This is a genomic window from Vibrio pacinii DSM 19139 (assembly GCF_000711795.1).
Classification (GTDB): domain Bacteria; phylum Pseudomonadota; class Gammaproteobacteria; order Enterobacterales; family Vibrionaceae; genus Vibrio; species Vibrio pacinii.
In genome coordinates this window covers 161784-174634 of sequence record NZ_KL543976.1, presented here as the reverse complement: position 1 = coordinate 174634, position 12851 = coordinate 161784, and the positions used below count along the sequence as shown (strand labels likewise).

The 12851-nt window shown below is 43.8% G+C and carries 11 protein-coding genes; 7 read left to right on the top strand and 4 right to left on the bottom strand.

Annotated features, from left to right (window positions below; genetic code table 11):
* Positions 1-9: 9 nt before the first annotated feature.
* Entirely contained in the window at positions 10-567 is a 558-nt protein-coding gene (locus BS19_RS15770; RefSeq protein ID WP_038176572.1) for a PhnA domain-containing protein, read from the bottom strand.
* Between the two features lie 263 nt (positions 568-830).
* Here BS19_RS15770 and BS19_RS15765 point away from each other — a divergent pair, with 263 nt between their 5' ends.
* Positions 831-1913, top strand: coding sequence for a site-2 protease family protein (locus BS19_RS15765; RefSeq protein WP_038176571.1), 1083 nt, complete (start codon positions 831-833; stop codon positions 1911-1913).
* Positions 1914-1976: 63 nt separating this feature from the next.
* On the opposite strand, the gene BS19_RS15760 is transcribed toward BS19_RS15765, so the two are convergent.
* Positions 1977-2762 carry a M48 family metallopeptidase gene (locus BS19_RS15760; protein WP_038176806.1) on the bottom strand — a complete coding sequence of 262 codons (786 nt, stop codon included), beginning with the start codon at positions 2760-2762 and terminating at the stop codon, positions 1977-1979.
* A gap of 92 nt (positions 2763-2854) precedes the next feature.
* Between BS19_RS15760 and BS19_RS15755 the strand changes: the two genes are divergently transcribed.
* From BS19_RS15755 to BS19_RS15740, 4 genes are all read left to right on the top strand, one after another.
* Positions 2855-3307, top strand: a complete 453-nt coding sequence (locus BS19_RS15755; protein ID WP_038176569.1) for a hotdog fold thioesterase — start codon at positions 2855-2857, stop codon at positions 3305-3307.
* Complete coding sequence (locus BS19_RS15750; protein ID WP_038176568.1) at positions 3304-3537, top strand: DUF3389 family protein; 234 nt, start codon at positions 3304-3306, stop codon at positions 3535-3537. Before BS19_RS15755 ends, BS19_RS15750 begins: the two co-directional genes overlap by 4 nt.
* A 77-nt stretch (positions 3538-3614) precedes the next feature.
* Positions 3615-5309, top strand: coding sequence for an SgrR family transcriptional regulator (locus BS19_RS15745; protein ID WP_038176567.1), 1695 nt, complete (start codon positions 3615-3617; stop codon positions 5307-5309).
* Positions 5310-5323: 14 nt separating this feature from the next.
* Entirely contained in the window at positions 5324-5575 is a 252-nt protein-coding gene (locus BS19_RS15740) for a hypothetical protein (protein ID WP_038176565.1), read from the top strand.
* Positions 5576-6019: 444 nt separating this feature from the next.
* Here BS19_RS15740 and BS19_RS15735 read toward each other — a convergent pair whose 3' ends face one another.
* Entirely contained in the window at positions 6020-8152 is a 2133-nt protein-coding gene (locus BS19_RS15735) for a TonB-dependent hemoglobin/transferrin/lactoferrin family receptor (protein WP_038176564.1), read from the bottom strand.
* A 245-nt stretch (positions 8153-8397) separates the two neighbouring features.
* Here BS19_RS15735 and BS19_RS15730 point away from each other — a divergent pair, with 245 nt between their 5' ends.
* Positions 8398-9294, top strand: a complete 897-nt coding sequence (locus BS19_RS15730; RefSeq protein ID WP_038176805.1) for a LysR family transcriptional regulator — start codon at positions 8398-8400, stop codon at positions 9292-9294.
* A 42-nt stretch (positions 9295-9336) separates the two neighbouring features.
* On the opposite strand, the gene BS19_RS15725 is transcribed toward BS19_RS15730, so the two are convergent.
* Positions 9337-12018, bottom strand: a complete 2682-nt coding sequence (locus BS19_RS15725) for a bifunctional acetate--CoA ligase family protein/GNAT family N-acetyltransferase (RefSeq protein ID WP_038176562.1) — start codon at positions 12016-12018, stop codon at positions 9337-9339.
* A gap of 218 nt (positions 12019-12236) precedes the next feature.
* Between BS19_RS15725 and BS19_RS15720 the strand changes: the two genes are divergently transcribed.
* On the top strand, positions 12237-12809 hold the full coding sequence (locus BS19_RS15720; RefSeq protein WP_038176560.1) for an SPOR domain-containing protein: 573 nt from the start codon (positions 12237-12239) through the stop codon (positions 12807-12809).
* Positions 12810-12851: the final 42 nt, after the last annotated feature.

The window sequence follows — 12851 nt, the reverse complement described above, 5'->3', positions numbered from 1 at the left end:
AGCAAGAAGTTACTTCTTACGAGTAAACTCAGCAATCACGTACATAGACTGACCGCCATTGGCTTTACCTGAAACCAACTTAGGATCATTACCGATGCTGATACCACGGATAACCGTACCTTGCTTGATAACTTGGTTAGTACCTTTCACTGGCAGGTCTTTGATTACCGTTACGTCGTCACCTTTTTTAAGTTCAACGCCGTTGCAATCGAATGGTTTGTCGTCAGCAGACATCCCCGTCATTGCCCAGTTCATTTGATCTTCTTCCATGTACATTATGTCTAGCGCGTCTTGCGCCCAAGTTTCACTGTTTAAGCGAGTCAGTTGGCGCCAAGCCGTGACCTGTACCGCAGGTACTTGGCTCCACATGCTATCGTTAAGGCAGCGCCAATGGTTAATGTCTTGCGGATCTTCAATCTCGCCCAAACATTTATCACAAACCATAATCGCGTAATCTACTGTCACATGGCTGTGCGGAGGAACAGCAAATGCCGTTAATGGTGCTTCAGCAGCACATAGTTCACATTTTGATTGGCAGCGTTCTAGCATAGTTGCTTCAGAAGACATAATGGACTCACATTTCTTAAGGTATTAATAACGGCGGTTATTATGCACTTTATCTTCCGAAAATAAAGGGCTTTACTCATTTGCACCCCATTAACAGCATAAAAAAGCCTATTATCCACCCGTCGATTAAAAAGCAAACAAAATCATACGATTCATAGGGTTAACAAGAGTGACAACGTCACGCAGTGACCATTTACTTTACCTGCTTAGACTTGGTAGGCATAATCTGCAGCGTTGTTATATCAAATTAATAGGTCAATAAGTTGCAATTACTCTCCATCGATTTGTTAGGCAAGCCATTACGCTTAGAAGGCTCGCTTGCCGGCTGGCAACAACTCTATTGGGATAACCAATTGGTTTCTCAGCTTGACGCCGATTCAGATCGCCAAGCGCAAACTGAGCATCAGTTTTCATTGTTAAGCGGTGATAAAGAACTGAACTGTCGTTTAGAGACGCGCTTAGTATGGCAACCGTTCTCACTAGAATTTGTCGCAACCGTCAATGGTGAAACCATTCTATCTGGGCAGCGAAACAGTAAAGATATCGAGCAACAAGTGCCATTTAACCCACCAACGCCTGAGCGCAAATTCAGTCTAATTGGTTTGGTTTCTCTGGGTATGAAAGCGCTTAAAAGTGCCAAACTGATAAAAGTGGTACTTGCTTCTGCCAGTTTGGCGGCATATTCATGGTTATTCTCGTTTCAATTTGCCTTAGCATTGATTGCTTGTTTGGTGTTTCACGAATATGGCCACGTGCGAGCGATGAAATACTTTGGTATGAAAACGAAAGGAATTTACTTAGTGCCATTTCTGGGCGGATTGGCTCTGAGCGATGAGAAAATAAATACCCGCTGGCAAGACGTAGTTATTTCGATTATGGGCCCGATGTTTGGTTTGATCTTATCGATCTTTTTGCTGGTGGCTTATTTAGTCACTGGTGAGATGTTCTTTGCCGGTCTTGCGGTATTTAATGCCTTTCTCAATCTGTTTAATCTATTGCCAATCCTACCGCTTGATGGGGGCCATATTTTAAAGAGCATTAGTTTTTCAATGAACAGCATTGCTGGTATTGCTTTGTGCACCGCAGCGGCGGCAGGCGGCGTTGTACTGAGCTATTCATTGGGCTTAACACTGTTTGGCTTTTTGTTGATTATGGGGATGTTAGAAGTCGTCATTGAATGGAGAGGACGCCACCACAGCCATCTATTACCTTTAGACAGGTATGGTCAAATTATTTCAGCAATCTGGTACGTCGGTCTTGTGGCTGGCTTAATTAGTATTATTTGGTTCTTTGCTTCAACTGGCGATGAACTTTTGCGCTTACCTCTGTTAATTCTTGGCACCTAGTCGTGAGTTGATTGCAGAATGTAAAAAAGGGAACCGAGGTTCCCTTTTTTGATTTTAACTGATTTAGCATTTGGGTCTTGGTACGTTGTAATTTGGCAACGCGTTAATCTTGGCCGATAAGTCTTGAATACGAGTTCGGTGCGATGGGTGAGTAGACAATAGTTCTGGGGGCTGACTTCCGCCTGATGCTTTGGCCATGTTCTTCCATAACTCAATACTTTGCTTAGGATCGAAGCCCGACTTAGCCATCAACTCAAGGCCAACAATATCCGCTTCTGACTCTTGCGTCCGACCATATGGCATCAGCACTCCATATTGCAAACCAAGCCCCAACGCAGACATAGTGACATTACGATATTGTGCATATTCAGTAGACCCTAATGCGATATTGGTTAGCTGTAAGCCTGCATTGGCCAATTGCGACTGTGATAGGCGCTCATTACTATGATCCGCTAAAACATGGGCAATTTCGTGCCCAATCACCGTCGCGAGTTGGTCTTGATTTACCGCCACATCAAGAAGCCCCGTGTAAACGCCAATTTTGCCACCGGGCAGCGCAAACGCATTGACTTGTTCACTATCAAAAACCACCACTTCCCAACTCGTAAATCCGGGTAACTGAGGCACATGTTGAGTGATCGAGTGCGCCACACACTGTACATAAGCATTTTTATGTTCATCTTGACTCACGGCTTGCTGCTGCTTCATCTGTTCAAATGATTGCGCGCCTAAACTGTTCATATCGGAGTTCGAAAATAACAATAATTGATGACGCCCCGTAGGAGACGAAGTACACGCCGCGATCGCCAATGACGCGGCGATGGTGGTCATCTTTAACCAGATTTGCATTGAATTCTCCGTTTCCAGTGCAATTTGACAATGGGTCAATGATAACATTAGGTTACAATCCTTGTTAACTGAAGATAGCAACGAGAAACAAGATGACTATTTGGAAACGACCGATTGACTTAGACGCGCTCAATCAAACCTCTAAAAATACCCTTATTGAACACCTAAACATCATCTACAGTGACGTTGGTGACGATTATATTTCGGCCACCATGCCCGTCTGTTCGTTTACTCACCAACCTTTAGGTATGTTACATGGTGGAGCATCGGTTGTACTGGCCGAAACGCTGGGGTCTTTAGCTGCCAACTTCTGTGTCGATAAAGACAGCTATTGCGTAGGGCTTGATATCAATGCCAACCATGTCCGCTCGATGCGCAGTGGTAAAGTAATTGGAACTGCCAAACCTATTCATCTGGGCGTGTCCACACAAGTGTGGCAAATCAACATCACAGATGAACGTGGACGACTCGTCTGCACTAGTCGATTAACCATCGCAATCAAAAAACACAAAAAATCGGCATCTACAATGGCGGCGGCAGTATGATTATTCCATTTAGCGGTGGAAAGGTGATTGCCTCTGCGCATGAGGTCGTTATCAAGCTTGACGGTGCACACATGGTGTCTTTACAAGCTCAAATCGATGCATTATCTCTAATTGGACGTGGCGCCAATGTCATTGCTGCCCATGGCAGTGAAACCACTTGGTCGATCAAACTTGATAATGAACAGCAATTAAACGAACTCGCCACTCAAATTGGGCTCAAGATACAATAATCTTCGACAGCACTTGATCAACATCATCTAAACGGGGAAAATTAAACTCATAGTATATCAATTGAGATTTCCTCTTTATGAGCAGTCCCCGTTTACGTGTCCAATTTGAAACCCTATTTGAACACTACAAAGGCCAAGACAGTGGTGTGCAACTAGAAGATATCACCGGCATTTTATTTTGTACTCGTCGTAACGCACGCATTGTTCTCAATAAAATGGAAGAAGAAGGTTGGCTGGAGTGGCACCCAGCGCCAGGTCGCGGCAAACTCTCTCAATTGATTTTTAAGCGTAGTCGCTCAGATGTGAGTGAGGCGCTGGCTCGTCGTTATCTCGAAGAGGGTAAAATTGGTCAAGCGCTAAAAGTACTTGATAATGACAGCGCCAAGTTAGCGCAAGTGGTTGAAAGTTATCTTGGCGTGGTTCATCAAGAAGGGCAGCAGGTAGTGCGGTTACCCTATTATCGACCGCTAACTAACCTCAACCCAAGTATTCAGATGCGTCGTTCTGAACTGCACATTGCCCAACAGATCTTCAGTGGCTTAACCCAGCTTGATGAGCAAGAAATGCTGCAACCTGACCTGGCCCATACCTGGGAAATGTTGAATCCGCGTCAGTGGCGTTTCTACATTCGTCCAAGTGTCCGTTTTCATAATGGAGACTTGCTTACAACAGAGATGATTGTTGATTGTTTTAGTAAATTGAAACATAAGCGACTATTTTCCCATATTGAGCGAGTCGACACTCCCGGTCATTTGATTGTTGATGTTCATCTCAGCCTAGATGATTATAAATTACCGCTTTTATTGGCAGAGTCGTGCGCCAAAATCGTGCTACCTGAAGAGCGTAGGGCAGAGAACTTTGATTTATCACCTGTCGGGACCGGACCGTATAGAGTCGTACAAAACGACGATAAACGTCTGGTTTTGCAAGCATTTGACGGCTACTTTGGCTTTAGGCCTCTGCTTGACCGAGTTGAAGTTTGGGTTATCGATGAAGCCTATTCATCGATGGTTTTTCCAAGCTTAACAAAACCTATCAAACCTGAAGTTGTTAATTACAGCGACGAGGTAGCGCTTGATCCTGGCAGTACCCTATTGCTGCTGAACAGAAAAAATGGATTAGCGGCATCAGATGATTGGGCCAACTATTTTAGTCAGCGATTAAACTCCCTAAACCTCTACCAGCAACTACCGCAAGACAAAATCGTCGAGCTCGGCGTATTGCCTGCACTTGGATTGAAGCCGGGCTGGTATCACCATATCCGCAAAGGAGTTGCGACACCACCTGCCTATCGCACAGTGACAGTGGCTTATCATGCTCAACATCCTATGTTTCCAACTTTAGTCAAGGGGATCGATTCTCTATTGAAACAAGACGGATTAACAGTGCAGCTAATTAAATATGAACTGACAGTAGAGAACACTGAAGAGGTCGATATTTGGATTAAACCGATGGGAATTGCCACCAATCGAGACGACGCATTGGCAGGGTGGCTATTGAATTACAGTGACATCGAAGCGTTAAGCCGTGAACAAGATTTTAATTATTGGACTCAAGTCGTTCAACAGTGGCAAGCAACAGAAAATGCGCCATTTCCAGCCAAATTGTTGGGTCAATCACTAGTAGAGAAAAAACAACTTATCCCAATGTTCCATTGTTGGTTAGGGGTAAGTAAAGATCATTGTGGTTCATTACAAAACGCAAAATGCAATGCGCTAGGCTGGTTCGATTTTAGCAAGGTTTGGGTAAAACCAGAGCCAACAGAACAGTAATTATTGGAGCGACTTTGGCTAAGCCGAATAAGAAACAACCGACTAAAACCGTTGAAATTTACTGCGCAAAATGTAAAACCAAACTGTTTAAATACCGAAAAGGCGGTAAAGGGGCGTTAGTAAAATGTTTTAAACAACGTATCGTCGAAGACTACACAGAAATCACTTGTTTTTGCCCTAACTGTGGGGTTGAGTTTGCACGCGATACCTTGGTTCGCGGAACGCCTGCCTACAAAATTATTGGTGGTAAAGTGACAGTGAAGTGACGTGTTTTTAGCATAAAATTCTCACCAATACCTTGAGGAATAACGTAACAGAAATTGTTAAAAATGGACGACTGATAGCGATATTTGATCTGAGTCGATAAAAAACGTAAAAATCTCGTTAAAGGCTATCATTGTTTTTTTTAAGTGCTAGAATATCCGCAGTTTCTTTTCGGTTTTTCCAACTTTACGTTAAGGGTTTTATAATGGAGCTAGGTCTAATCATCACTTTCATCGTTGCAGCAGCTGTAATGGTAAAGAAAGAGATGGCATCAGCTAAATAATCCACTTATTCATTCCATTTTTGTTAATCTTTTTGATGAATTCGTGCTTGAAAAAACTCCTTAACTGGAGTTTTTTTTATTTAACCTATTAAAATCTAACTTTATTTATTATTAAATGTAAAAAAACCAGCCTTTCGGCTGGTCTGATACGCAAAGACTTAAATTAGAAGTCATATTTAACAGTAACCGCCCAGTTTCTGCCTGGTTGAGTTAAACTCTTATCTTCGGTTCCCGTGATTCCTCTAACATCATTCCAACGATAATACTCTTCATCTGTGACATTAAATAAGCCAGCTCGTAGAGTCAAATCCTTCATTGGTAAGTAGTAAGCTGTCAAATCGACAATCGTGGCACTGTCAATTGGCAGTGATTTACCGCTCGATGTCGTACTCTCTTGACTGATATCTTTTTCTTTTTTACTTGACGTGTAGTTAAGCGTCAACGAGGTTCCCCAATCAGCGCTTGGCGCGTCATAATTGATCCCTAGAATGGCATTCCATGGATTGATACTATTGAGTGCTTTTCCTTCACCGTCTTCACCTTCAGTGTAAACCCCAGCAATGCGAGTACTGATGCCGTTGATAGGTAAAACACTGTCCCAATAGAAGGTATTTCCGACTTCAAAACCTTTGATTTTGGCTTTGTTAATGTTGACACTTTGATTGATGTCTAGACCACCGTCATTACGCACCACCTGACTTTCAATAAAGTTATCGTAGTCGCTATAAAAGAGTGATATTTCGGAACTGGAAAGTTCGCTATTGTGGCGCCAACCAAGTTCATACGAAACACTTTCTTCTGCCTTCAAATCAGAGTTAGGTATATTGATGTAGCCATGCATTGGGTTTCCGTATGAATAATAGAGCTCTTGGAAATCAGGCGCTCGGAATCCTTGAGAGATCTGTCCATAGACCTTGTTTTGATCATTGAGTGCATAAGTAGCACCAAGGCGACCAGTCACCGCAGAGTCAGAATACGTCGCGTATGTTTCTGGCGCATTACCACTTGGGTTACTGCTTGTATCTCCCGGCTTGGTTTCATAAGAGTCAAATCTTAATCCAGGCGTGAAAGTAAAGTTGTCATAGGTTATTGAGTCTTGCAGGAATAATCCGTATTTTCGTTCCGCGGCACTTGGTACGTAATAAACCACTTTGTCTGCAGAAATCGAATTATACTCGGTATTGATATTATCAATATCCTTATCAGAGAACGAAGCACCATAAACAAAGTAATGTTCAAAAGCACCAAGGCTCAATTCTTTGTCAAACTGCGCATCCAGTTGATAACCAGAGTCTGAATATAGATAGTCTTTTTTCTGAACATTACCTTCTGGCGGAAGAAACATACTTCCACCTTTAGACGTACGATTCGTGAGACCATTTTCGTCTTTGTCTAGCCAATCTACTTGCCACGTAATTAGATCAGCAAATCGCGCGTCGATATTCCATATGTGCTTGAAGCCAATTTGGCTTTGTTCGGTAACGTCTTCGCCTGTGTAATTGGTGTAACTGCTACTTAAGAGTTGAGTGTCTCCACTGTTATGCAGATAATTGCCAGTAAATTCGACGCGATGGTCAGGGTTTACCTGATACTGCAGTTTTACTAACAGGTTGTTATTTGCGAAGTCTTGGATATCAGGCTGGCCGAAGTTTTCAACTTGCTCGCCATCACGCCGAGTATATGCCACTAACGCCTCTAGCTCTCCAAAACGTTTAGCCACAGCGACCGACTCAGAGAATGTGTTATCTGCGGAGGAAAAATTAAACTTAGCATGTCCGCCAGTTTCACGACCTTTGAGGAAATCTTCAGGATCTTTTGTCTCAAAAGCAACAATACCGCCAATTGCATCTGAGCCATAGAGTGAAGAGGCAGACCCCTTTACCACTTCAGCAGATTTCAGCATGTCAGTGTCAAGATCAACCCGGGATGAGTTGATAAAGTTATAGCCTTGAGCGCCACTTGGAGAGAATTGATTACTTTGCGCCACACCATCAACCAGTACTAATACACGGTTGCCTTCCATTCCTCGGATGTTTATACCTTGTATACCTTGACGTGAGTTCGTTTGCACCGTTACGCCTGGGGTATACCTAAATAAGTCTTCCACACCGGTAGTCATGTTGTGTTCGATCTCTTCATCAGATAGAACATCAACAGAAGCGGCAATATCTTGAAGTTGTTGATTGGTTCGTGTGGCGGATACCACAACTTCGTCAAATAGGGCATACTCTTGTGCGTATGCGGTTGACGTTAAAGCGAAAACAATTGAAGCTGACAATAGTGAACGTTTATACATTATGAGCTGCCTTAATCCATAAGTCGTTGTTATTAGGATAGGCGGCATTCTATTTGATCTTAATGATAATTACTATCGTTTGCATTCGCGTAATGGTTTTGTTTTTGGTTCTCTATCGATTGAATTAGTCATTAATATCAATAAATTCAATGCGATAAGATTTTTTAGTTACATTGATTGATATCCAAACCGTTAAGATCGATGTGATGTTTGTCACAATAATTTCTTGGAATAAGGGGATGAGTTTGCAAAGTCCAATCACTTTGGAAGCTTTACATATTCTTGATGCTATCGATCGCAGAGGCAGTTTTGCGGCAGCGGCAAGTGAGTTAGATAGAGCACCATCATCGTTGAGTTATCAAATTCAAAAGCTCGAACAAGAACTCGATATCATGATTTTTGACCGCTCTGGCCATAAAGCGAGCTTTACCGAAGCTGGGCTACTGATTTTGGAGCGAGGGCGCAGTATTTTGGTCGCGACAGAGAAGTTGGTCAACGACGCGAGTGTTTTGGCTAATGGCTGGGAGCTCGATATTACATTAGCCTATGATGGCATCATTCCCGTGCCTAACTTTTTTAACTTAGTCGCTGATTTGAGTAACGTTAGCTCGACTCGGATAAAACTCCAAGAAGAGATATTGGCCGGTTGTTGGGAAGCGCTCAATACGGGTCGCGCCGATCTATTAGTTTGCCCCAAACTTGATACGCTACCGCAAGATGTGAAAGCAGAAGTGATCGGCAGTATGGAGATGATATGGGTCGCGGCCAGCAACCATTATGTACATAAACGCAGCGGTGCTTTTGATGATAAAGCGCGTGAAAAATACCGCATTATTGCCATCGCCGACACCGCCAGAGAGCAGCCTGCGATCAGTGTTAACATAACCCAACGTCAGCCGCGTCTTACCGTGACTAACTTCGCTGCCAAAGTCGATGCGCTCAAGTCTGGCCTAGGCATTGGTACTTTGCCAAAACAATTAGCACAACAGCTGATTGAGTCCGGTGAACTCACCGCCATCACTGAGACTGCGCCGCAACCAATCGATATTATTCTGGCTTGGAAGCGGAATAAAATCGGTGAGGCGAAATCTTGGTGTATTCAATACTTGATGAAAAACTGGAAATCGAGTGCAAAAATATAATCAAAATAAGGGGAGCCATTTTGCTCCCCCTTGAGATAAACGCTAGTTGAGTGGCAAAACCATGTCAGCGACACCATCTTCAAACTGAACATCCAACGTAAAGCCTAGCTTTTGCGCCAGCATTAACATACCTCGATTGGTTGGCATCGTCATTCCCGACATTTGTGTTGTTCCCTTGTGTCGACAGTATTGAATGACCTTATTCATTAATACCTTGCCTAATCCATTGCCTTTCAAATCTGAACGAATAAGAATCGCGAATTCTGCGTCGCTATTGTCATGGTTTATCAGCGCACGTGAGACACCGATAATCGGACTACCAGGTCGAGACTGGCTTACGGCGACAAACGCCATTTCGCGGTCATAGTCAATTTGAGTTAAGTTGGCCAACGCTTCGTGACTAAATTCTCCGACATCCGAAAAAAAGCGTTTATAGAGATCTTCCTTCGATACATTATGAATAAAGTCAGCATGGTGGGGCTCATCTTCAGGAAGTATTGGACGTAACAATACCTGTTCACCATCTCGTAGAGTGATGATTTCTTCGTATTCAACTGGATAGGGGCGAATCGCCAACCTTTGTTGTGCATCGCCTTCGTAGCGTTTTAGCACCAAATCTGCATCGAGGATGGTAAAACTGGCGCCATTTGCCAGTACTGGATGGATATCCAGCTCGTGCACTTGAGGGCAATCAACCACCATTTGTGAGATCCTGACCAACAACTCTGATAGGCCATGAATATCCATCGGTTCAGGTAGCTTTTGTAAGCGTATTTTACCGTTGTTGATCGCTCTGACAATCAGGTAACGGGCGAGCGCCATATTGAGAGGCGGTAAAGCAGAAGCCGCATCAATAGACTCATCCCATTCAGAACCACCTTGGCCAATAAGGATTATCGGGCCAAACGTGTCATCAGTTTTAACCTTGATACGGATTTCTTCACCGCCGGCAAGCTTGGCCATCCCTTGAACCAACAAGCCGTGGATATGAGCAGAGGGATAGGAGAGCTTGGTTCGATCTAAAATCGCTTGTGCGGCATTTGCAACTTCATGGCTGTTGCGAAGATTAAGCATTACTCCCTGAACATCCGATTTATGGGCAATGTCTGGTGAGCGTAGCTTTACCGCCACCGGATAACCTATTTGTTCTGCAACATGGACAGCTTCACTGACATCAGAGGCGATCCACGTCGGCAACACATGGAAATTGAAATAGCGTAAAAAGGGACCTATTTGATGAGTATCAAGAGATACTGTATCTTTATCCAGTAATTTTTCTGCTATCCAACTTTTCGCTTCGTTAAGCTCGGCAATATGCACTGGCTCGGCAGTTGTTGGAGTCTCCATCAGTTGTTTCTGGTTTCGGCGATACTCGACCAAGTGCATGAAAGCGACGACAGCACTTTCTGGTGTGCGGTATGTTGGAATACCAGCTTGAGTAAAGATATCGCGTGCAGGTTTAGCCGTGAGTTCGCCTGACCAATTGGTGAGAAAATTGAAGCGCTTGTGACGAGGATGAGCTTTTATGGTCTCGACAATCGAAAGTGCGGTTTGTTGTGAGTGAGCCACTGCTGAGGGACTGTGCATGATAAGGATCGCATCGGCGCAATCAGCATCCATGACGGCATTAAGTGTATTGACGTAGCGATGATGGTCAGCGTCTCCAACCATATCAATCGGATTGTTGTGGCTCCAACTGGGCGGCAAAATATCACTCAATTTATCGAGTGTCTCTTGAGATAAGTTGGCTAATTTACCACCGCGGTCGAGTAGGGTATCGACCGCCATGATCGCAGGCCCACCACCATTAGTAATAATTGCAAGGCGCTCACCGCGCAAGGGTACTGAGTGGGTTAAAGTTTCTACCGCCGCGAAAAGCTCATGAGAGTTATTTACTCGTAGCATCCCTGTTCTACGGATCGCTGAGTCATAAATAATATCAAGGGTATTATCGCCCCCGGTATGTGCTTGCGCAGCGATGCGACCGGCGTGAGTTCGTCCACCTTTTAGCACCAGAATCCGACGATTACGCGATGCTGCACGCGCGGCAGACATAAAGCGACGCGCATCTTTGATGGTATCTACATAGAGTAGTATCGATTCGGTATGAGAATCCGTACTCAATTTATCGAGCAGGTCAGCAAAATCAATATCGAGAGCATTACCGATCGATATAAAAGCAGAAAAACCGATATTCTTGTCGTTAGCCCAATCGAGGATCGTCGTACACATCGCGGCCGATTGAGAGATGAACGCGATTTTTCCGCGCTTTGCCGTTACCGGAGAAAAAGAAGCATTGAAGTTGGCCCAAGGTAAAATTAAACCTAAACTATTGGGGCCTAAAATACGTATGCCGCTTTGCCTAGCAATCTTTAAACATGCCGATTGAATACTTTCACCATCATCATTAGCAAAATGCATATCAGCAGAAAGTACAATGACGGTTTTAACCTGCTTATCGGCCAGCTGCTCAAAAATCTTTTGATTGTACTTAGCATGAGTACATAAGATCGCGACATCAGGAATGATAGGGAGGTGTTCAATCGATGAATAGGCAAGCACTCCACAAACTGCATCATAGTTTGGCGTGACTGGCATAATTGCCCCTTCAAAGCCGCCATGCAATAAGTTTTTCATCACAATATTGCCAGCACGCATTGGCTTAGTCGACGCGCCAATCACCGCAACAGAACGTGGTCTTAACAGGTGGTTGAGTTGACTCATACAGTCGCTCCAGTAGGACTTATGGTTAACATCGTAACCAACCTTGGACAAGAATTCTCACCGATTTCGATGTAGTTTTAATCAGATCACTGATGATCCACTTAAGTTTGTGTCTTCTGTCACAGAGTATTGATATATAATTAAAATGTCGGGTTGATTATCCGTCTATCAAACGGCATGATTTACAGTAATTTCTAGTAAAGGCATTTGAAGATTTCATGAAAAGAGTAGCGATTGTTGGCTTATCAGTGGTGCTTTCAGCTTGTGTATCGAGCGACTACGTCACAGACGTTAGTTCAGAAAGTCATCGTGAGGAATACAAAACAGCGAAGGTAGAGCAGCCCGTTGTATCACAACAAGGAACGACTAACGTTATCGTTGAAGACAATGTTCAGCCAAAGGTAGTTCAAATGTCTTCAGAGCAACAACCGATGGCTAAGGTGACACCAAAGAGTAAACCTGCGGTGGCCATCATTCCACCGACAGCAAAACAAAAGGCAATGAACCCTCGCTACGGTTTTACCATTCAAGTGGTAGCAGTGGGTACTCAAACAAAAGTTGACCACTTTGCACGTAAGCTTCCGCGAGATAACCAACCTATTTGGGAAAACTACAAAGTCGTTAACGGCACGAAGTGGTATACCGTGTTATACGGAGATTACGCGACACGCACAGATGCAAAAGCAGCCATCAGTGAGTTACCGTCAGAGTTCCAATCTCTTAAACCTTTCGTCAAGAGTATTGATGACATTAAGAACTCGCAGTATCCAACATTGAATAAACTCAATTAAATCAAGGGGCGTTACGCCCCTTTTTGTTGTCTAATAGTTAGC